Below are 20570 nucleotides of genomic sequence, written 5' to 3'. Positions count from 1 at the left end.
TTCGCGATGGTTGGTCGTGGTTACTACAGAATACCAGTTCGCAAATCGGTTAATCGGTCCATCGATCATTCGCAATTCAGGGAGCTTCTTCCGCGATTGTCTTCTGCTCTGTAAAAGTATTCGAAAAAAGATCAGCATAACCTATTCTAACACCGCTTTGTTTAAGATAAAGAACGGTCAACCCTAAAATCAGAAGGATGCCCAGCACTCCGATCAGTCCGGCTTCGGGGCCAAATGAGCCTCCGGTCCACCAATCGGGGCCTCCTTGCTGAATTTGTATCAGTGAGTTGCGCACTTCCATTCCGCTTACCCGAAAGCCGAATATCCCCCCCTGGAAAAAATTCCATGAAAAGTGAATACCGATAGACAATCCCAATCGTCCCGTTATGATAAAAGGCACGGCCAGCATCACCCCGGCTAAAAGGATGTTAACAACGGCAGTGATGTTCGCATTGGGGTTTCCGGCATGACCAAGCCCAAACAGCGCGGAGCTGATGATAACAGCGATAACAGCCGCTTTTTGTGGGGTGATGTTGCCTAAAGTGAATCCTTCGGTGATGTTGGGCAACAAATATCCCCGGGCCATTACTTCTTCATAAAAGCCGACAGAAGCCATTTGTACAAAGAAGATCAAAAGCGGGATCAGCCAAAAGGTTTCCCCGCTACGATTCCAGCTAAAACTCGTGATTTCGAGCCCGCCGGTTTGCCAAAGGGTAAGAAATATAAGTCCCATTGTCACCGCAGCAATAACAATCCCGGCTGCACATTCCATAAACCAGGTTCTATCTAAGTTTAATCCCGAGAAGCTCCATGGACGCCCATCCACATAGCGGAACATGATGTAAAACAGCCCAAGGGTGAGTATGGATCTGCCTATGTAGTCCAGAGCTGTGTAGGGGATCAGGGATGGAATTACCATCATAAAAACAAACAAGAAGATAAACAGGAGTACCCGAAATAAAGATCGAAGCCGGTTTTCTTCCGAATTAAAAAATGGATTTTGCATGGGTAATGGTTGATATAATGTTTGGAGGAAGGTAATAAAAAAAGTGTGTATTTAACGCAGAGGGCGCGGAGAGACACGCAAAGCTCGCAGAGGGAATCGCAAAGGGCGCGGAGTTTATAGTTTGTTTACCACTCGATGTATCCCTTCTTTTAAGAGCTTCACATTGAAGTTTATGAGCAAGCCCAGCTTTTTATTCGATAGTTTTAAATAAGTGAGTAATTGTGAATAATGGACCGGTGCTAAACTTTCTACAGCCTTAATTTCTATGATAACCCGGTTATTTACGAGCAGGTCTAATCTGTAAGCAGTTTCAAAGTGCATCTCTTTATACAATAACGGAACTGAAACCTGACGTTGAACATGCAACCCCTTCTCATTTAATTCAGAAAATAATACTTCTTCATAAACTGATTCCAAAAGCCCGGGGCCAAGCTCCCGATGAATTTCAATGCAAGTTCCTATTATTATTTTTGATAATTCATTTTCTATCATTCCTGATTTAAGCATTTATTCCTGAAAGAGTCAACATAGAAGGCTCAGCATTCTCTGCGAAATCTTTGCGTCTCTGCGTTAAAAAAATGAACAATACCTCAGGCTTTTTTCGTTAACCCTATAAATCAAGCTAAATAATGGATTTATGAAGAGATACGTATTAGAAGCCGATAAATTTATTATTGAGGAAGCTTTTGGTGGCCAGACCGATGCTGAAAGCCTTTTCAATCCAAATTATAACGTCATCCCCGGTAATACGATGCCTATTGTTGTGAAGGACGGGGATAGCCGGGCGGTGGTGAGCTCGGTATGGGGACTGAAGCAGGAAGAGGCTGACGATGACTTTTTTGAAATAGGGCAGGAAGAATTTGCTGAAAATAAAAACCTGAAGCAGCTTGCTAAAACCTCTCCCTGTATCATTCCGGTATCCGGGTTTTATAAGTGGAAGGAAACCGTGGACGACCCGCTGCCTTTCTACCTGCGGGTGCTTACAACAGAAGTGACCGGTTTAGCTGGAATCTGCACTTCATTTGAGCAGGAAGACGGCCGCCTGATCCACTCATTTGCAGTAATCACGATGCCGGCGAATGCCCTGGTTGAACCGTTGGATGACCGTATGCCCGTTATACTGGAAGAAAAAGATTACGGACGCTGGTTGAATGGAAATGCTCCTGAAATGTTAGAAAATGGGTTCTCAGGTAATCACCTGCTGCCGGATATGTCTGTTTTTCGAGTTCCTGAGTTAGTGAATGACCCTTCCAACAACTCCAAAGAGCTGGTGCAGCCAATCCCAAAACTCCGCAACTACGACGGGCCGGAAGACGATTGAAGAATTAAAAATGTTAAATTCAAAATGAAAAATGAGTTCATGCTATTCTCAATTTTTCATTTTGAATTTTTAATTCCCTGAAGGAGTTGTGCCGGGTTTGCCTTCGGTGGGGTTGTCGTAGTAGCGGATGGTTGGGTAGGCAAAATCGATGTCGTCGTGCTCATCAAAACGGTCGAGAATGGATTCCCAGATAGCCTGAGAAACGCCCCTTCTTCGTCTTGGATCTGATAAATACCGTATGGAAAGGTTGATGCCACTGTCTTTAACACTGGTGTACACAATGGGAGTCAGATACCGATACTGAATGAGATAGGATTTTTCTGCTTTTTTGACTTCCTCCCGGGCCTGTTCCACAAATTCATGCATATTCTCCTCAACCACCTCTTCCAGGATTTTCTTGGCTTTCTTCCAGTCGCTTTCAAAGGTGACGAGTACGCCCATCTCATTCCAGATAAACTCAAAGTCGCTGGTATAGTTGGCGAGGTCTTCGGTAAATACTTTGTGATTGGGAATGTGAATGACCCGCCCCGTGCTTTGATCGGCATCCACCCAGTTTCCTATTTCCAGGATAGTGAATTTAAACACCCGAATATCAATGACATCCCCTTTGGAATTCCCTACCTGGATACGGTCGCCGATATCAAAAGGCTTTCGCCATATTAAAAATAGCCAGGCTGCGATGTCGGTTACCGGATCTTTAAGGGCAATGGCGATACCTGCAGAAAGCAGCCCCAGAAAAGTCCCCAGGGAGCCCAGCGCCAGAAACCAGATTTGCCCGATGATAAGCACGCCGATAAAAAAAGCGATGTAGGTAATGTTCTTCCGCCATTTATAGATGGCTTTCTTGTCTTCTACATTTCGCTGAAGAACACGGACGGCAATAATGCGGACAACCCAGAGGATGAGGATGATGGCAACAGTTTCCACAAGTTGTACTGCTATACTGGGTGAGCTTGCAATGAAATCGGCGATTTGATCTGTGAAGTCTTGCATCCGTGTTATTTAATTAATTTTGATGTCCCAATGCTTGGGATAGTATGTAAAAATGGATATCTTTGCACCCTTCTCAAAAAGATAAGAATCTAATTACATGCTTTATAATATTATTGTAGGAGTTATTGCTGTTATTTGCTTCCTGTTAATCGTGGTTGTTTTACTGCAACCGGGACAGGGACAAGGAATTTCCGGAATGGGTGGCGGAGGCGGCCTCGGTGGAGGCGGTGGTCTCGGAGCCCGGAGAACAGCTGACTTACTGTCGAAATCAACATCGGTACTTGCAGCCCTTTTTCTGGCACTATGTGTGCTCGCTAACTTCGCGATTGATCGCGGGGAAGTAGAACGGAGTATTTTACAGGAAGGCGGAGGTGTAAATGCACCTATTGAATCTCCTTCCCAATCAGCTCCGGCTATTCCTCAGCAGCAGCAGGATAACAGCCAGGACAATTCCGAAGACAACGGCGATAACTAACAGCCGGTTACTTCAAGAAATTTAAAGCCTCGTTCTTAGTTGAGCGAGGCTTTTTTTATTGGCACCATTATATGGCGTGATCGCTTTCCTCCCCTCAAAAAAAGTCTTGCTTTGTGTGGCAGATTTGATCCTTTTTTCTATTTTATTTCGCATTGTAAAACAGAGGCAGCTCTTAAATTTGAAAATAAACGGAGATTGACAATGAGAAGGGTTTTAGGAATAGTGTGTGTGGTATCGACACTAATAATTACAGGTTGCATGATGCCGGGGGCAGAAATGCTAAACAAAGTACCCATCAATTCAGTGACGGTGGAAGTACTGGATCAGGAAGGTAATCCCATTCAGGGGGCACAGGTAGAAGCTTCAAATGGCCGGAAAACCACCACAGGTGCAGACGGTACAGCAAAAATCAGGTTCGGTTCGTTGGGTATTCACAATATTTCGGTATATGCTGATAACTATATGCCGAATAATATGATTGTGACCATGCCTGCTGATAACAAGAAAACGGTTACCGCCCGGCTGACGGGAGAGGTGCAAATGGCTTCCCTGAATTTCGGGATTAACATGAACGTGAATATGTACCCGATGATGTTTAACTACTTGTTTACGGGATACGGGTATGAGCTGGAGGTAGAAGATTACCCGGAAGGCGGCTGGACCCAATGGCAGGTTTCGGATGGGGATGGTGATGTTGGTACCATCATGAAAAAGGGATTCCTGAAAGAGCTCGAAAACGGTCAACAGTGGTGGCAAATCGTGATGTTTGAGGAAGATGAGGACGAACCGGTTTATATAGCGGAAGTTCTGTTTTCGGACGAAAGACAACAAATTGTACGATTGCGCGAGAAGATGGGAGATTCCGAGCCCCAGGAAAAGCCGGTATCAGAAGGCTGGTATTCACAACCTCAAAAGCTGACACAGGAATCAATTGAGGGAGCTGTTGCAGCAAAAGGAGTATCAGTTCAGGTACCCAAAGGCACCTTTACGGCCGACCTCATAGATTTTGGGGTAGCTCCCGAAATTTCTCTGAAGCTCTGGAGAGTGACTTCAGAAGCTGTGCCGGGTGGAGTGGTAAAATCGTCAACGATGGAAGGTGAAGAAGTGATTTCCTCACTGGAACTTATTGACTTCGGAACCGACGCCGAAACCATGTTGAATAGCTTCTGAAAAACTAGTTTGAGATAGTTTGGTGAATCAGTCCTGTGTTAGCGCACAGGACTTTTTTTATTCAGCTTTTTTAACACAAAACTGTTCCGAATGACCGGTTAATTTTCTTTATTAGGCTAAAAGTGCCAATTAAATTCAAACAATGATGTTTGAATGCTAAAGGAGAGCGGTATGAAAATCACTATAAAAGCTACGGTTGATGCGGATATCCGCAAGGTGTGGGACTTCTGGACGTTACCGGAACACATCATGAACTGGAACTTCGCTTCTGATGACTGGCACTGTCCAAGCGCTGAGAACGATTTGCGCCCCGGCGGTACGTATAACGCCAGGATGGAATCTAAAGATGGTACCATTGGCTTTGACTTTGAAGGAGTTTATGATGAAGTGATCGACCAAAAGAAAATCAGCTATACGCTTGGAGATGGCCGAAAAGTAGTCACCGACTTTGACCAGGAAGAAGGCAAAACGAAAATAACGACGGTTTTTGAGGCTGAAACCGAACTTCCTGTTGATATGCAAAAGGAGGGCTGGCAATCTATTCTGAATAACTTTAAAAAATATACCGAGGCCGGATAGCTTCAGAGTTAAAAATTAAAGTCCAGCTCAATCTGCCATTCCCCGGATTCCTGTTTCTCCCATAAAATCATATATAATCCGCCATTTCCTCTGCGTTCAGCACCGGTAAAATACCGGCCAATTTCGAGCACGTTGCCTTCAGAGATTCTCCAAAACCGTTCCTTTTCAAGATCCACCTGGTAATTTGGGTTCTCCATGTAGGAATATCGCTCGGCAATTTCCTGGCGTCCTTCTGATTTTTGCCCGTTCCCAAAATAGGTAGCGTCTTCGGTATAGCTGACTTTGATGTGAGCTTCCGGATTGTGCTTGTTTGCAAGTTCGACCCATTTCTTACGTTCCTGGTCAAATAACCGGTCTGATACAGAGCTAATCTGAGTAGTTTCACTTTCTAAAGTCAGAATAACATCAATTTCCTTTAGCCAGCTTCCCTCCACTTCGCGCCAGCCGGTTAGCAGCATTAAAGAATCCGCTGAGGTGAAGAGCTTGCCAACGGTTATATATCTGGATTTATCATGTTGAAAGCTTTGAATGGGAAAATATCCCTGAAGGTTTTGAATCTCTTCCTTTTTCAAGACTTGAATTATGCTTTCCGCATCAGCAGTCTTTATTTTTGAATAGATAAGACTCCGGTCATCCCAATAAAAGCCGGCTGTTGAGTCGCCCATTTTGATTGCATCTACCCATTCCTGCTGAAGGGATTGAAGGTCGGGCTGGGCTTCCGCCGTTATTCCTGCCAATAAAAACAATAGAAACAGAAAGAGTGCTTTTTTCATCACGGGATAAGTTAATTATACTATCTGATTAGTATAGTCACCCCCTTTTTAAATACCAAATGGCTTCAAACTGGCAAAAACTCTCTATTTCGGTTATTTACAATGATCCCGAAGCAGCTCATCAGCAGTGTCACTTCCCAGCTGTTTTGCCGTGGTGAAATTAGAGCAGGCGCTGCCGTTTTCATTAAGCTGAAGGAAGGTTTTGCCCCGGTTGATGAATACTTCGGTATTGCCGGAATCCAATCTTGTAGAAAAATTATAATCAGAAATGGCTTCGTTGTAATTGCCCAAACTGTCGTTGGCCTGTGCCCGCATATAAAATGATTGGGAAAGAGTAGAATCGAGTCCGATAGCATACGAGAGGGTATTGATGGCTCCCTGAAAATCACCGTTTTCAAACTTGGCTTTGCCCAAAAAGAAGAAACCACCGGGATTGGCCGGTGCCATGGTTACCAGCTTCTCATAATCGCGAATAGCTCCCTTGTAGTCATAAGAATATAACTTGGCTTCTCCTCTCAGCGCATATCCGTATGGGTTGTTGGGGTCGGCCTCAATGGCATTATCCAACAGGGGAATAGCGTCCTTAAAGTTCTGTACATAATAGGCTGCACTGTCTTCTGGAAAACTGCGGGTTTTGGTCAGGCTTAACCCAATGTAGGCTTTGTTGTAATCATAGCCGGATTTCAAAGCGTTTGTAAAAGCCGTTTCGGCTTCCGGAAACTTATCCTTATCCAAAAGCTTATAGCCCTGACGTAAATAATTAACCCGGTCTTTTTCTTTGGCACAGCCGAATGTTACGGTAAGCGCCAGCAGCATTATGACTAATCTCATTGATCTATTATTGAATGGATGAACAGTGGATGATAATACGGAATAGCTGAAAGGTTGGATGTTAGAAAGGGCTTACTTGATCTGAAAAATGTGAACCAAATTATCGGTTCTTTTCTATTTCAATATCACCGTGAGCTTCTTTAATAGGCAAGCCGAAAAAAGTTACTTTGTTATTGAAAACAGAAATTCTCAAAGCATCTCTCGCACATCCTTGTGAACAGAATTCTGAAGAAAGTTTAAAATCTAACGCTATCTCATTTTTATCTCTTCCATCAGGATAGAAATACAATTTAAGATTCTTTCCAACTTCAAGATTGGGAGTAGTAGTAGATACTGAACCAAACTTATTAATCTGGTCATTAGAATCATATTTATTATTCAAGTACCATGAACCCATGTTCTTTATCCAAATTTCAGCTCTTTCACCCACTGTTGCATCTTCTCTTAATTCAACCATAAGATTCAATCTTATTGACTCGTTTGTTTGAGTAAATGCTGTTCTCTTTTCAGGGAGTTCATTATTAGCAGCCTGAATTTTTGGATCTTGGGATTCAGTACTATCACTTTGAAATTTTGATACACCCCAAAACAAAAGTATCAGACCCAATACGACTAAGTAAGCATTTCTCCTTCGATCTTTAAAAACTCTTTCACTTCTCATAATTGCACGATTTATATGATGGTTTTATAAGATAAACAAGTTAATTAAATATGGATAAGTATATGTAAAATAGATCATTGTCGTTGTAATAATTTGCTCTGGTGTGAGTTGAGTTAAAAGAAAGCATTTACTACTTCCCGATACAAAACCGGGAGAAAATAGAATCCAGCACATCTTCATTGGTAATTTCTCCGGTAATGGTTCCCAGCTCTTTCAATGCCGCCCTTAAATCTATGGACAAAAAGTCGCCGGTCATGCCCAGATCCAAAGCTCGCAGAGCGGATTGCACATGATCTTTGGTTTTTTGGAGAGCATCGCGGTGGCGGGTAGAGGTGACAAGCAGGCTGGAGGCATCGTAATGCTTGTTCTCCAACGCGCGGTCTTTAAGCAGCTGCTTAAGTTCTTTGATGCGCTCTCCCTCCAGGGCCGAAATCTTTAAATCAAATTCGGTGCGCCATTCCTGCTCTGCTTCAATATCTGCTTTGGTGCCAATGAGGATAAAGGGAGTATCTTTTGCCCGGGATTGAAAATCCGCAATTTCCTTCCGCTCAGTTTCTGAGAAAGGTTGAGATAAATCTTTCAGGTAAATCACTAAGTCGGCCTGTTCAAAAGCCTTTTGGGAGCGTTTTACCCCTTCCGCCTCCACAACATCTTCGGTTTCCCGGAGTCCGGCGGTGTCAATGAGCTTGAATAATAATCCGTCGTAACTCCAGTCGGCATCGATGGTGTCGCGGGTGGTTCCGGCAATTTCGGTCACAATAGCCCGGTCACTTCCCACCAGGGTATTCAGTAAGGTGGACTTCCCGGCATTGGGCCGACCTATGAGTACCGTTTTAACGCCATCTTTCACCAATCGTCCGGTTTCATAGGTCTCAAGGAGCTCCGTGATTTCGGCATCCAGCTCTTCCAGTAGTTTTTGAAGCTGTTCTTTGTTGGCAAACTCTACATCCTCCTCTATAAAGTCGAGCTCGAGTTCCACCATGGCGGTGGCATCAATAATTTGCTGCCGGAAACTTTTGATATGTTCACCCAAGCGCCCTTCCAGCTGCTGGTGGGCGGCATCCACCGCTTTTGAGCTTTTGGCATGTATGAGGTCGGCTACGGCTTCGGCCTGATCCAGATCCAGTTTGCCATTCAGGAAAGCGCGTTGGGTAAATTCTCCGGGTTCGGCCGATTTCACCCCGAGAGCTAAAATGGTTTCGAGTACCGACTGTGTAACCAACACACCGCCGTGACAGGATATTTCTACTGCCTCTTCACCGGTGTATGATTTTGGGGAATGAAACAGAGTCACCAGCACCTCATCCACAGGCAGTCCTTTACTGTTCATGATCTTCCCGAAATGAACGGTGTGGGAGTCCGGTTTTGTTAGGTCTTTGCCTTTAAAAGCCTTATTTACCAATGCAATAGCATCTTTGCCGGAAACCCGGATGACAGCAATTCCGCCTTCGCCAACCGGTGTAGCTATAGCAGCTATTGGTGTTTTTTCTGAAATTTTTTTATTCATTTATTCGTTCTTTTGGATACAACAAGCTAATTACATATAATTAAGTATGCTTGCAAAGAAAGAAACTACACGAAAATACTATCCGAAGTTGCATTACACTAAGAAGGGAGCAGTTTATGCAAATCCTAAGGATATTATTACGAGTGGTTCTGCTCAAAAACAAATTAAAGAGCTCAAGGATTCTAATCTTGTAAAAAGTATAAAGTCGAGAAGAAGTCGAAAAAAACAATAAAATTTGACTGGTACATCATACGGGTTACTGATATTGCCACTGCTCAGTGGTTTTATATTTATAAAAACATCTCAGTACTATAGTTTTAAAATTTATAGATATAGCAATCAAGAACTTTTCTTATTGTCAGGAGTTTGGGGAACGTTACTTTTTATTCCAGCATATTTATTATATCTCTATATTTTAGAAGGATTTCCAAGTATTATTGAACGTTGGGATGATTTTATCAACATTAGCTATTCACTCCCAGTCTTCTCAACACTTTTTATAGGGTATTTATTTGGAAAATACACCAACTTTTTGACCACAAAAGAAGAAAGGATTGGTCAGTTAATTTATGAAGACAACGATGCGATAGAAATTCTTTTAATGAAAGCTCTAAAAGAGGCTAAATTAGTTTCAGTAACACTAAGATCTGATAAGGTTTATGTGGGATTTGTATCAAACAATTTTGTATCTCCTAATTTTGACACAAAATCATTCAAATTAATCCCATATTTGAGTGGTTATAGAGATAACAATAAAGAACTTATATTCACAAATTACTATGAAGAAATAACAGCCAAAGTTGAGGATGAAATTAAAGGGCAACTTGATGGATTTGAGTCGAGTGATTTTGAGATTGGAATAGTCTTCTCGGAGGTAATTTCAGTAAATATTTTTCACCCAAGTGTTTATGATTTATTTCATGCTAATGAAAAAACAGATGATGATATCCCAAATCTTCTGGATTTAATAAGTGATGGAATATCTTACTTACGAACTTTCACCTGAACAATGGATAAATTTATCTCAAGCTTTTTTAACCTAAAATCAGCGTTTGTAATACTAACAACATTACTAACTTCCAATTATATTTTCGCCCAGGAAAATTACACCCCCGACAGGCCGGGTATTGGCAATGGCTCTTATGTGGTAGAAGCCGGAGTTTTTGGCCTGGAAACGGGCGTTCAGCTTTCAACGGGGAATGCCGTCAATCAGTTTGACATCGGGCAAATGCTGTTGCGCTTTGGGGTGATGGAGAACCTTGAACTTAGAGCCTTGCTGAATTCCTATTCCACCCAATACTTTGACCGGACCGATGCCGTTAATTCAGGTTTTCAGGATTTAGGCCTTGCTGCGAAGTATAAGTTATATGAGGCTGAGGATGGACAGACGAGGATTTCAACCATCGGTAAAATCAGCGTGCCGGTGGGGGCGTCTGCATTTACGAACGATGAAATAGTACCCACTCTGTTCCTCGTGGGCGACCAATCCTTAACAAATAACCTGAGTATTTCATCGAACCTGGGTTATACTTTTGGGGTTGGAGACCTCAGCGATAATTGGTTGTTTACACTGACTCCGGGATTTAGCTTCCCAAATCAACAAAATTTAAGTGCGTATGCGGGTTATGCCGGAATCTATGACGGAAACAACACCAACCTGCATTATGCAGAAGCCGGGTTGGCGCTTGTGGTAAATGATGGAGCCCAGCTGGATCTCAACGCCGGCTATGAGTTTGAACGGGAGTCGTTTTTTATCGGGATTGGTTTTGCCCAGGGGTTTGCCACCGCTCGTAACTAATTAACAAACCGGTATCGGTATGGAGCAATTTGTATTAGCATTGGATCAGGGCACCACCAGTTCAAGGGCTATGCTTTTTAACAAGAAAGGAGAGATTGTTTCCGTAGCCCAAAAAGAATTCAGGCAGATTTATCCTGAACCGGGCTGGGTTGAGCACGATGCTTTGGAAATTTGGTCAACACAGGCGGGGGTGGCAGCTGAAGCGGTTGCTTCAGCCGGAGTGAATGGAAAAGCTATTGCCGGAATCGGGATCACCAATCAGAGAGAAACGACGGTGGTTTGGGACCGTGAAAGCGGAAAGCCGATCTACAATGCGATTGTGTGGCAAGACCGCCGGACCTCCGATTACTGCGACAGCCTGGTCGAAGCCGGCCACGCAGATATGATTCAGGAGAAAACCGGCCTGATCGTCGATTCTTATTTCTCAGCCACCAAAATAAAGTGGATACTTGACCATGTTGAAGGAGCCCGCGATAAAGCAGAACGTGGAGAACTCGCATTCGGAACCATCGACACCTGGCTGATTTGGAAATTTACCCAAGGAGCTTTGCATATCACCGATGTCAGTAATGCTTCCAGAACCATGCTGTTCAATATTCATTCCATGCAGTGGGATGATGAATTGCTGAAACTCATGAACATCCCTAAAAACATGCTGGCGGAAGTAAGGGATTCAAGTGAAGTGTATGGGGAGACTAAAGCCAGCCTTTTTTCAAGCACTATTCCAATTGCCGGAATTGCGGGGGATCAGCAAGCGGCCCTGTTTGGGCAAATGTGTACGGAACCGGGAATGGTTAAAAATACCTATGGAACGGGCTGTTTTATGCTCATGAACGTTGGAGAAAAACCGGTGCAGTCCGAGAATAACCTGCTTACCACCGTGGCCTGGAAAGTGAATGGGAAAATTAATTATGCACTGGAAGGCTCGGTGTTTATTGGTGGAGCAGTAGTGCAATGGTTGCGGGATGAGCTGGGCATTATTCAGGAAGCCAAAGACATTGAGTACCTGGCGAATAAAGTGGAAGATTCCGGTGGAGTATATCTGGTGCCTGCTTTTGCCGGACTTGGCGCTCCATACTGGAAACAACATGCCCGGGGTATGATGGTGGGGATGACCCGCGGCACCAACCGTTCTCATTTGGCACGGGCCGCCCAGGACGCGATCGCTTATCAGGTATTGGATTTGTTACATGCAATGAAAGCCGATTCCGGAATCGAGGTAAAGGAATTGCGGGTTGATGGTGGAGCTACCGCAAATGATACTCTGATGCAATTTCAAAGTGATCTTCTGCAAGGGGTTCCAGTTATCCGACCGGAGGTAACCGAAACCACAGCATTAGGAGCCGCTTATCTTGCAGGACTGGCCGTAGGCTTTTGGGAAGACATCGAAGAAATCCGTGAGCTGTGGAAGGCAGATAAAAAATTCAATCGTCAGAAAGACCCGGCTGAAGTTGAAAAATTAACCAGGGGCTGGAAGCGGGCAGTAAAAGCAACCATCGCCTGGGCAGATGATCGCTAAATAAAAAAGGCTTCCTCAATTGAAGAAGCCTTTTTGAATAACGTCTTGTTTCAGGGTTCTATTCGATATCCCCCATCAATTTCTGAACCGGTGGTGCTGCAAGAAGGGCAACAATACCACCACCTCCAACAATCAGTGCAACCATCTGGAAGAGACCGGATGGCGCCAGGTTCTCGAGCTGACCTGCAACAAGTCCGGCCATCAGGTTACCGAGAGCTGTAGCCACAAACCAGATTCCCATCATCTGAGATACACGGTTTTTGGGAGCCAGCTTTGTCATGGAAGAAAGTCCAACCGGCGACAGGCAAAGCTCACCAACGGTATGCAGGAAGTAAGTTACAATTAACCAAGCCGGAGAAACCAGGCTGGTTGATGAAGCATTGGCAGATCCCCATGAAAGCACAAAGAAACCGGCGGCAAGGCCTAACAATCCAAGTCCGAATTTAACCGGAATGGAAGGGTTGGCTTTTCTGGAAGCCAGCCAGGTCCAGAGCATCCCAAAAATAGGGGCGAAAATTACGATAAAGGTTGGGTTAATGAGCTGGAGGGTACTTGCCGGGATAATCCACCCATTACCTATTTGTGTAAATAACCAGTAGAAAAAGGCAAGCAAGCCAACACTGGAAACAGCGACAGCCACTTTTGCCATAACCCAAAGGTCTTCCCGCTTAAAGGTTTTGAAAGCATACCAGCCGATGGGAACAGCCAGAATAAGAGTGAGTATCAGTGATCCCATTCCACCTAAAAATTCACTCGGACCGGCAGCACGATCAGTTAAATCGGCCGCAAATAGGTTAAGAGAAGAACCCGCCTGCTCAAAACCACTCCAAAACAATGCAGCCAGGATAAACAGCCAGAAAATAACACCCAGTCTTTTCTTTTCCTGTTGGGTGTGCCCGCCAAAGAAAATGATGTAGATAAAGAAAATAAGCGTAATGATTACCGCCACAATACCCAGGTTCTGAGCAAGTGCTTCAAGAGCTACGTTGATGGCGCCTGAACTTTGCAGGAATCCAAAGATTACAACTGCAGCAGCAAGGAATGATGATATTCCGTAAAAAAGTCTGCTACGTTTTTTAATCTGCTCATCGGTAAAGCTTTCATCAAGGTCGCCGGCACCTTCCAGATATTTGTCGCCTATTTTATAGGATACCAGTCCCAATAACATTCCAAAACCGGCCAGAGAGAATCCGTAATGCCAGTTGTAGCCTTCACCCAGCAGTCCGCAAAGCAGGGGCCCTAAAATAGCACCGAAGTTAATTCCCATGTAGAAAATGGAAAACCCGGCATCACGACGTGCTCCGCCTTCCGGGTATAAATCGCCGACCATGGAGCTTACATTCGGTTTCAGCAACCCGGTTCCGACGACAATTAATGCCAGTCCAATAAAGAAAAAGGTGGTGGTGGGCACGGCCATGCTAAAGTGACCAGCTGCGATGATACATCCACCCACAAAAACAGCTTTTTTCTGTCCCCATATATTATCGGCTACCCAGCCGCCCGGAAGAGAAAGTACGTAAACGAAGAAGGTGTAAATACCATAAATAGCGGCTGCTTCCCCTACACTGAATCCAAGTCCGGGATTACCTCCTACCGCTTCTGCCGTCATGAAAAGTACGAGAAGGGCGCGCATTCCGTAATAACTGAAGCGCTCCCATAATTCAGTGAAAAACAATGTCGATAAGCCACGCGGATGTCCAAAGAAGTCGTTAGTGGTGGCTGGGTTCCCGTTTGCCATAGTTTATAGAGATTGGTTAAGGGTTTAATAATCCATAAAGTGCGTGATGATACCTAAAGAGCTACTCGGTTGCAAGAATGGATTGAATTCAATGTGATATCTAACGACTTTGAGACTCTAAATTAACTGTCAACTTTTCCAAAGTTAGATTGGGAGAATGTTTGAAGTTTCTTCTCCTTAATAACTTTGGAAAAGTTATGTAAGGCAGGTAAAAAAGGAATCTAAAAAGGAAAACATGCATAAAATTAAGATCAGCAGCTTATACAAGGATATTGAACGGTCTTTAAATCAGCTGAAGAAAGATCCTTCTCCCGTTTTGGATGCCCGGGCGGTGGTGGATGATGCCCTCACCAAAAATGAAGCCTTTTACGGTATTAACACCGGTTTTGGCATCCTTGCCTCTAAACGAATTGGAGACGACCAACTTAAACAGCTGCAACGAAACCTGATTTTATCTCATGCGGTGGGAACCGGAGACCTGATCCCCAAAGAGATTTCCCGGCTGATGCTTCAGCTCAAAATTCATGCGTTGGGAATAGGTTTCTCCGGAATTTCTAAAGAAACCTTTGACCGACTCATGTATTTCATTGATCATGATATGATTCCGGTTATCCCTGAAAAAGGCAGCGTGGGGGCTTCAGGTGATTTAGCTCCGCTTGCTCATATGTCGCTGCCGCTGTTGGGTTTTGGTTCTTTCTGGAATGAGGATGGAACCGATACGATTCCAGCAGATCAAGTTCTGAAAAAGCATAACCTGCAACCGATTGAGCTTCAGCCCAAAGATGGACTATCCTTAATAAACGGAACTCAGTTGATGAGCGCTTACGGGGCATTTGTACTGGAGAAAGCTCTAAAACTATTGAAAAGTGCGGATCTGTTGGGAGCAATGAGCCTGGAAGCATTGCAAGGCAGCATCAAACCTTTTGATGAGCGTATTCATGAAATTCGCCCCCATACCGGACAGCAAACTGTAGCCCGGAATGTTCGTCATTTGCTTCAGAATAGTGAGATTTTGGAATCGCACCGAAATTGCGGGAAAGTGCAGGACCCATATTCTCTTCGTTGTATTCCACAGGTTCATGGAGCCAGCCGGGATGCCATCGCTCATTGTATTTCCACGGTTCAAACCGAAATAAACTCGGTAACGGATAATCCACTGGTTTTTCAGAACGGAGATATTATCAGTGGGGGCAATTTCCACGGACAGCCGCTGGCACTGGTGCTCGATTATGCCGCTATAGCATTGGCAGAACTGGCAAGTATTTCGGAGCGGAGAACGTACTTACTGCTTGAAGGACACGATGGGTTACCTACCCTGCTTATGGAAGAAACCGGGATTAATTCCGGCTTTATGATTCCGCAATATACATCAGCTGCGCTGGTGTCGGAAAATAAGGTACTGTGTCATCCTGCATCCGTTGACTCTATTCCGACCAGCCTCGGACAGGAAGATCATGTAAGTATGGGAAGCATCGGGGCACTGAAGTTGCTGAATGTATTCAAAAATGTAGAGCAGGTGCTGGCTATTGAGTTGTTTACGGCATCCCAGGCCCTTGATTTCCGAAAACCGCTGAAGCCGGGAGCTGGCGTGGATCGTGCGCACAAATATATACGTGAGCAGATTCCGCATGCGCAGGAAGATCATTTTTTTAAGGATGAGATTAACGAAGCGGTGCAACTGCTCATGCAATCTGATTTACTGAATCCGCTTGGGCTGGAATGATGAAACTTAAAGGCTTCAGAATCGTGTAGCACCCATGGAACTTATTATACTTATTATCGGTGCATTGTTAATGCTAATTGGTTTGGCCGGAGCTTTTCTGCCGGTCGTGCCCGGACTTCCTTTCAGTTATGTGGGGTTGCTGATTCTGCAGTTTTTGTATGCCCCTTTTTCTCTAACATTTCTACTGGTTTGGGCAGTGATCGTAATTGTAGTGGGGTTTGTGTTGGATAACGTGATCCCGGCCTGGGCAACCAAAAAATTCGGTGGATCTCCCTATGGTGTCACCGGCTCTGTAGTAGGCTTGGTTGCCGGACTTTTCTTTCCACCCATCGGTTTTGTGCTGGGCCCTCTGGTTGGTGCTTTTCTTGGTGAACTTATCGCCGGAAATAAATCCGATAAAGCCCTGAAGTCTGCTTTAGGTTCGTTTGTAGGATTCATGGCCGCAACCGGTTTAAAAGTGATGGCAGCCGGAGTAATGGCCTATCACTACTTTGCGAATGTCAGTTTTTAGTTAACCGGTGAGTATGAACCTGAGTTCGATTAATATTGAGTCAAAAAAAATAACGCGCTTATACTAAAGAAAAGGCCAGTAGTGTCATCTGAGAAGCCAAAGGATCTTAGCCTGAAAATAGTTGGGATATTTTATACTACTTAACCCTTCCAGGGTTATGCCTCTTTGCCAGAGTAAGGATAATTGCTGTAATCCTGGAAGGGTTATTCAGGCAATGCAAGGCTTATAGGACTAATCTAACCCTGGTTATGAATAAAAAACCCGCACATTAGATATGTACGGGTTTTTTTGTATTGAAGTGTTTTCTTAGTTCTCAATCGTCATTTCCTCTACTTCCAGTTCGGTGTCAGGACGCTGATTTTCATCTCCTTTCAGGTACTCATTAAACCATCGCATCATCCGTAGGTTATAGTCAAAGCGAGCGGTTGCGTGGCGGTTACCATGTCCTTCTCCCGGATAAAGTACCAATCGAACAGGAGTATCAGTCCGTGTTTTGATGTGGCGGTAGAGCTCATAAGACTGTCCGGGATCAACCCTTGTATCTTCCTTTCCATGCATAATCAGCAGCGGGGTTTTTGCATTGTCCACATGGTAGATAGGGCTGCGCTCAAGGTATCCCATATAATCTTCCCAGATTCGCTTACGGGCATGCACGTAATACAGCTCTTCAGGAATATCACTGGTTCCCCATTTAGACAGGTTGTTGCTGATACCGACAAACATCACTCCGGCAGCAAAACGATCGCTGTATTTGGTGCTCATCCATGCAGTGGCATAACCGCCATAGGAACCGCCGGTTACACCGACCTTAGCTTCATCGGTCACACCTTCTGCAATCAGGTAATCAACCCCTTCCACGATATCATCGAACTCGGCTCCGGCTAAATCGCCCTGGCTGCTCATGGCGTACTCAATCCCGCGTCCGGTACTTCCGCGATAATTGGGATAAAATACGACAAAGCCTTCTGCAGCACCCATTTGTCCGGCCATGGAGTAGGAGGTCAGCCAGCCGTTATCGTAGTGAGCTTCAGGTCCGCCATGCACCACAGTGATGGTTGGGTAACGCATTTCTTCTTCATAACCCAGCGGGTAAATAACAATTCCTTCTACTTTCATCCCATCTTTGGTGGTGTAAGTAACCGCTTCTTGGTTTCCTTTTGGAACTTCGTCAAGCCATGGGTTGCTGTTGGTTACTCTTTGGGGCTGCTTATCTCCTTTCTTCATCAGGTACAATTCACCGGGATGATCAGGAGTGTTGGCGTTGAAAACATGAGTTCCGTTTCCGGCATGGGCAAATGAATTCAGAATAGCTCCGCCGGTAGGGACAATCGCTTTCATCTGGCTCCCGTCACTTTTAATGCTACCGAACTCTGACCAAACACCTTTACTGGCTAAATAGTGAATGGTGGTGGCGTTCGCCCATTCTATTTGTTCGAAGCTGCCCTTGAAGTCTTCTTTAAGTAAAGTAGTTTCGCCGGTGGCAGCATCGGCAATCTTAAGTCGGCCCGCAATAGGATCGTTGATGGTGGCAGCTGCAATCATAGCCAGTTTCTTGCTGTCAGGGCTCCAGGTAATTTGTCCGAGCTTCCCTTCATGGTTAACTTCGGCAACTACATCACGGGTTTTGTGATCAATAATTACCACTTTCTGGCTCATGTAGAAATCATCAACCAAAGGAGTAGGAGCAACGGCTACAGCAAGTTTTTGCCGGTCCGGACTCCACACGGCATCATATACAGAACCTTCAACCGGAATCCGGTGGGGTTCATGTTCTGCCATGGCAACATTTTGGATGTATGCCCAGGTGTTCGTCAAATTCTCTTCATAAACTTCCGGGCTGTAAGGGAGCGGCGACTCGCTTTCATCTTTAGGTTCTGCAGACCTGAATACGATGTGATTACCATCAGCAGCCCAGCTGTATCCGGCAATATTACGTTCAAAGGAATACAGCTTCTCAGACTCTCCGGATTCAGTGTTCAATTCATACAATGAAGTGGTTTCATCTTCTTCTTTTTTAGCCAGGTAGGTGATGTTAGTGCTTCCGGGCCTGAAGGCAATGCCACTTACACTCATGTCGGTAATTAGGGGTGAAGTCTCCCCGCTCGAAACATCCATCATGTACAGATGAGTACTGGGCAAAGCGTTTTCTTTCATGGGGTCGGCCGGCACGGAAAGCGTGTAGGCGGCAGTGCTTCCGTCAGCTGATAAGTAAACAGAGCCGACATTTTTAATTTTGGCAACTTGTGTTGGGGTGAGGCCGTTTTGGGCCAGCCCAAGCTGCATAAATCCAACCGTAAACGCCAGGATAAGCGTTGTTAGATAGCTCGATTTTCGGAATGAAGAACAAGTCATTGGTTACCTCCTGATTGTGATTGATTGAGTTGATGGAATATACTTAATAAGCCCGCTCATCTAAAGACTTAGGTGAAAATTGAGTGCAATTTGTAAAGCTGATTTTAAATGCTTAAATCCGGTCAAAGATCAATTTTGGAGAACGTTATGAGATACAGTACATGGATTTTTTCAGCATTAATAATAGGGGTGATTGGTTTTGCCGGTTGTACCGAATCAGATCCTGATAAAAAAGTAACGGTAATTTCGGGAGCTACTTTATTTGACGGAACCGGCGCTGAAGCCATCCGGAACAGCATGGTGGTAATAAGGGGGGGAGAAATCGACTGCGTGGGTAAAGATGGAGAATGCTCTGTACCGCTGGGGGCAGAAGTAATAAATGCAGAAGGAAAATTTATCACTCCCGGACTAGTAGATGCACACATGCATTTTTTCCAAACCGGTTTTTTTGACAGCCGGCCGGACGCAATGGATATCACCGACGTATATCCATTTGCAGAAGTGGCGGCCTATCAAAAGCAAAACCCTCAGCGATATTACAATTCATACCTCTGTTCAGGAATTACCGCGGTGTATGATGTAGGTGGAATGAGCTGGTCTATCGATTTTCAGGAAGAAGCCGAAAATAATCCCAAAGCCCCACATGTAGCGGCAGCAGGTCCATTGATTACTCCGGTACCCGGCGCTCCTTTTGATCTTCCTTCAGGCAAAGTATTGGTCACTCTAGATTCCGAGGAAACAGGAGTAAAAACGGTTCAGTACTTATCCGCTTTAGGAAGTACAGGAATTAAATTCTGGACTTTTGATGAAGACAGCGATGAATATATGCAGCGTGTAGAAGCCACAGCTGATGAAATTCGCCGGCAGGGAAACCAAATGATTTCCCATGCCACAACCCTTGATCAGGCTAAAGCGGCATTGCGTAATGGAACCAGGCTGTTGGTACATAGTGTGCAGAATACGGAGGTCGATGACGAGTTCATCAAATTGGCGAAAGAAAATGGTACGTACTATAACCCGACCCTGATCGTAAGTGCGGGGTATATGCTTGCATTTCGTGCAGCAGCAGATATTGCCCCGATTCCGGTTACAGATCCCAATGGCTGTGTGGATTCCAAAACCATGGATCTCATTACTTCGGCAAGTCAGTTTCAGGACCATTCAAGATTATCCGGAAATATGAAAAACCGGCTTCAGTCATTTAACTCTGAAACCGACATGACCCGGGAGATGCTTTTAACGAATCTTAAGAAAGTGTATGAGGCCGGTATTCCCATTGTTGTAGGGACAGATGCGGGTAATCCGGGAACTCTCCATGGGGTTTCTATTTTTGATGAAATGGAATACATGCAGCAAGCCGGTATCCCGGCCAAAGAATTGATTGTAATGGCCACAAAAAACGGGGCCGAATCTATGCGTCGCGGGGATGATTTCGGAACACTTGTATCCGGGAAGCTGGCTAACCTGATTTTACTTGAAGAAAACCCCGCCGAGGACATCTCAAATATGCGGTCATTAACCCACGTGATGATCAAAGGAAAGCTGATGGATGTGGGGGAGATTCAGACGGAATAGCCTCCGAAAGTAACTTTTCCAAAGTTATAATGAGAAGT

General features: G+C 44.7%; 19 protein-coding genes. 10 read left to right on the top strand and 9 right to left on the bottom strand.

Features of this window, described 5'->3' with window-relative positions:
• Window positions 1-76 precede the first annotated feature (76 nt).
• Window positions 77-1006 (bottom strand): CPBP family intramembrane glutamic endopeptidase, encoded by a 930-nt coding sequence (locus JJ941_RS07325; RefSeq protein WP_290963290.1) that lies wholly within the window; start codon window positions 1004-1006, stop codon window positions 77-79.
• 114 nt (window positions 1007-1120) lie between these two features.
• The gene (locus JJ941_RS07320; RefSeq protein ID WP_290967728.1) at window positions 1121-1498 is read right to left on the bottom strand and encodes a GxxExxY protein; all 378 of its coding nucleotides are present in this window, start codon (window positions 1496-1498) and stop codon (window positions 1121-1123) included.
• Between the two features lie 145 nt (window positions 1499-1643).
• On the opposite strand from JJ941_RS07320, the gene JJ941_RS07315 reads away from it, so the two are divergent.
• Complete coding sequence (locus JJ941_RS07315) at window positions 1644-2327, top strand: SOS response-associated peptidase family protein (protein WP_290963285.1); 684 nt, start codon at window positions 1644-1646, stop codon at window positions 2325-2327.
• A 69-nt stretch (window positions 2328-2396) separates the two neighbouring features.
• On the opposite strand, the gene JJ941_RS07310 is transcribed toward JJ941_RS07315, so the two are convergent.
• The gene (locus JJ941_RS07310) at window positions 2397-3320 is read right to left on the bottom strand and encodes a mechanosensitive ion channel domain-containing protein (RefSeq protein WP_290963282.1); all 924 of its coding nucleotides are present in this window, start codon (window positions 3318-3320) and stop codon (window positions 2397-2399) included.
• Window positions 3321-3417: 97 nt separating this feature from the next.
• On the opposite strand from JJ941_RS07310, the gene secG reads away from it, so the two are divergent.
• From secG to JJ941_RS07295, 3 genes are all read left to right on the top strand, one after another.
• Window positions 3418-3795: a preprotein translocase subunit SecG gene (gene secG, locus JJ941_RS07305; RefSeq protein ID WP_290963279.1), complete on the top strand. Its 378-nt coding sequence runs from the start codon at window positions 3418-3420 to the stop codon at window positions 3793-3795.
• A 276-nt stretch (window positions 3796-4071) separates the two neighbouring features.
• Window positions 4072-4965 (top strand): carboxypeptidase-like regulatory domain-containing protein, encoded by an 894-nt coding sequence (locus tag JJ941_RS07300; protein WP_290963276.1) that lies wholly within the window; start codon window positions 4072-4074, stop codon window positions 4963-4965.
• A 171-nt stretch (window positions 4966-5136) separates the two neighbouring features.
• Window positions 5137-5544 carry an SRPBCC family protein gene (locus JJ941_RS07295; RefSeq protein ID WP_290963273.1) on the top strand — a complete coding sequence of 136 codons (408 nt, stop codon included), beginning with the start codon at window positions 5137-5139 and terminating at the stop codon, window positions 5542-5544.
• Between the two features lie 8 nt (window positions 5545-5552).
• Here JJ941_RS07295 and JJ941_RS07290 read toward each other — a convergent pair whose 3' ends face one another.
• The 4 genes from JJ941_RS07290 to mnmE all read right to left on the bottom strand — a co-directional run bounded on the left by JJ941_RS07290 (window position 5553) and on the right by mnmE (window position 9304).
• Window positions 5553-6317, bottom strand: a complete 765-nt coding sequence (locus JJ941_RS07290) for a hypothetical protein (protein WP_290963271.1) — start codon at window positions 6315-6317, stop codon at window positions 5553-5555.
• 93 nt (window positions 6318-6410) lie between these two features.
• Complete coding sequence (locus JJ941_RS07285; RefSeq protein WP_290963268.1) at window positions 6411-7148, bottom strand: tetratricopeptide repeat protein; 738 nt, start codon at window positions 7146-7148, stop codon at window positions 6411-6413.
• A gap of 100 nt (window positions 7149-7248) precedes the next feature.
• A complete protein-coding gene (locus tag JJ941_RS07280) occupies window positions 7249-7809 on the bottom strand; it encodes a hypothetical protein (RefSeq protein ID WP_290963266.1) in 561 nt (186 codons plus the stop codon).
• A gap of 130 nt (window positions 7810-7939) precedes the next feature.
• Window positions 7940-9304 (bottom strand): tRNA uridine-5-carboxymethylaminomethyl(34) synthesis GTPase MnmE, encoded by a 1365-nt coding sequence (gene mnmE, locus JJ941_RS07275; RefSeq protein ID WP_366069245.1) that lies wholly within the window; start codon window positions 9302-9304, stop codon window positions 7940-7942.
• 247 nt (window positions 9305-9551) lie between these two features.
• Here mnmE and JJ941_RS07270 point away from each other — a divergent pair, with 247 nt between their 5' ends.
• Genes JJ941_RS07270 through glpK form a run of 3 tightly spaced genes read left to right on the top strand, consistent with a single transcriptional unit; the run spans window position 9552 to window position 12633 of the window.
• Window positions 9552-10322 (top strand): hypothetical protein, encoded by a 771-nt coding sequence (locus tag JJ941_RS07270; RefSeq protein WP_290963263.1) that lies wholly within the window; start codon window positions 9552-9554, stop codon window positions 10320-10322.
• A gap of 3 nt (window positions 10323-10325) precedes the next feature.
• A complete protein-coding gene (locus JJ941_RS07265) occupies window positions 10326-11114 on the top strand; it encodes a transporter (protein ID WP_290963262.1) in 789 nt (262 codons plus the stop codon).
• Window positions 11115-11133: 19 nt separating this feature from the next.
• Window positions 11134-12633 carry a glycerol kinase GlpK gene (glpK, locus tag JJ941_RS07260; RefSeq protein ID WP_290963261.1) on the top strand — a complete coding sequence of 500 codons (1500 nt, stop codon included), beginning with the start codon at window positions 11134-11136 and terminating at the stop codon, window positions 12631-12633.
• A 58-nt stretch (window positions 12634-12691) separates the two neighbouring features.
• Here the strand turns inward: glpK and JJ941_RS07255 are convergent, their stop codons facing one another.
• Window positions 12692-14371, bottom strand: coding sequence for a peptide MFS transporter (locus tag JJ941_RS07255; RefSeq protein WP_290963259.1), 1680 nt, complete (start codon window positions 14369-14371; stop codon window positions 12692-12694).
• A 235-nt stretch (window positions 14372-14606) separates the two neighbouring features.
• On the opposite strand from JJ941_RS07255, the gene hutH reads away from it, so the two are divergent.
• Together hutH and JJ941_RS07245 are read left to right on the top strand one after the other, a co-directional pair.
• Window positions 14607-16094, top strand: a complete 1488-nt coding sequence (hutH, locus tag JJ941_RS07250; RefSeq protein ID WP_290963257.1) for a histidine ammonia-lyase — start codon at window positions 14607-14609, stop codon at window positions 16092-16094.
• A gap of 34 nt (window positions 16095-16128) precedes the next feature.
• Complete coding sequence (locus JJ941_RS07245; RefSeq protein ID WP_290963255.1) at window positions 16129-16605, top strand: DUF456 domain-containing protein; 477 nt, start codon at window positions 16129-16131, stop codon at window positions 16603-16605.
• A 306-nt stretch (window positions 16606-16911) separates the two neighbouring features.
• Here the strand turns inward: JJ941_RS07245 and JJ941_RS07240 are convergent, their stop codons facing one another.
• Window positions 16912-18957, bottom strand: a complete 2046-nt coding sequence (locus JJ941_RS07240) for a S9 family peptidase (RefSeq protein ID WP_290963253.1) — start codon at window positions 18955-18957, stop codon at window positions 16912-16914.
• 147 nt (window positions 18958-19104) lie between these two features.
• Between JJ941_RS07240 and JJ941_RS07235 the strand changes: the two genes are divergently transcribed.
• Window positions 19105-20532 (top strand): amidohydrolase family protein, encoded by a 1428-nt coding sequence (locus JJ941_RS07235; protein ID WP_290963251.1) that lies wholly within the window; start codon window positions 19105-19107, stop codon window positions 20530-20532.
• Window positions 20533-20570: the final 38 nt, after the last annotated feature.

The sequence above is a fragment of the Gracilimonas sp. genome (assembly GCF_017641085.1).
Lineage (GTDB): Bacteria > Bacteroidota > Rhodothermia > Balneolales > Balneolaceae > Gracilimonas.
Note: the sequence above shows the minus strand (reverse complement) of the source record. Positions and strands in the feature narration are given on the sequence as shown.

Coding starts and splice junctions, on each gene's coding strand:
- JJ941_RS07240 (WP_290963253.1), bottom strand. CDS start 18,957: ATGACTTGTTCTTCATTCCGAAAATCGAGCTATCTAACAACGCTTATC.
- JJ941_RS07245 (WP_290963255.1), top strand. CDS start 16,129: ATGGAACTTATTATACTTATTATCGGTGCATTGTTAATGCTAATTGGT.
- JJ941_RS07265 (WP_290963262.1), top strand. CDS start 10,326: ATGGATAAATTTATCTCAAGCTTTTTTAACCTAAAATCAGCGTTTGTA.
- JJ941_RS07325 (WP_290963290.1), bottom strand. CDS start 1,006: ATGCAAAATCCATTTTTTAATTCGGAAGAAAACCGGCTTCGATCTTTA.
- JJ941_RS07295 (WP_290963273.1), top strand. CDS start 5,137: ATGAAAATCACTATAAAAGCTACGGTTGATGCGGATATCCGCAAGGTG.
- hutH (WP_290963257.1), top strand. CDS start 14,607: ATGCATAAAATTAAGATCAGCAGCTTATACAAGGATATTGAACGGTCT.
- JJ941_RS07280 (WP_290963266.1), bottom strand. CDS start 7,809: ATGAGAAGTGAAAGAGTTTTTAAAGATCGAAGGAGAAATGCTTACTTA.
- JJ941_RS07285 (WP_290963268.1), bottom strand. CDS start 7,148: ATGAGATTAGTCATAATGCTGCTGGCGCTTACCGTAACATTCGGCTGT.
- secG (WP_290963279.1), top strand. CDS start 3,418: ATGCTTTATAATATTATTGTAGGAGTTATTGCTGTTATTTGCTTCCTG.
- JJ941_RS07310 (WP_290963282.1), bottom strand. CDS start 3,320: ATGCAAGACTTCACAGATCAAATCGCCGATTTCATTGCAAGCTCACCC.
- JJ941_RS07235 (WP_290963251.1), top strand. CDS start 19,105: ATGAGATACAGTACATGGATTTTTTCAGCATTAATAATAGGGGTGATT.
- glpK (WP_290963261.1), top strand. CDS start 11,134: ATGGAGCAATTTGTATTAGCATTGGATCAGGGCACCACCAGTTCAAGG.
- JJ941_RS07320 (WP_290967728.1), bottom strand. CDS start 1,498: ATGATAGAAAATGAATTATCAAAAATAATAATAGGAACTTGCATTGAA.
- JJ941_RS07315 (WP_290963285.1), top strand. CDS start 1,644: ATGAAGAGATACGTATTAGAAGCCGATAAATTTATTATTGAGGAAGCT.
- JJ941_RS07290 (WP_290963271.1), bottom strand. CDS start 6,317: ATGAAAAAAGCACTCTTTCTGTTTCTATTGTTTTTATTGGCAGGAATA.
- JJ941_RS07255 (WP_290963259.1), bottom strand. CDS start 14,371: ATGGCAAACGGGAACCCAGCCACCACTAACGACTTCTTTGGACATCCG.
- JJ941_RS07300 (WP_290963276.1), top strand. CDS start 4,072: ATGCTAAACAAAGTACCCATCAATTCAGTGACGGTGGAAGTACTGGAT.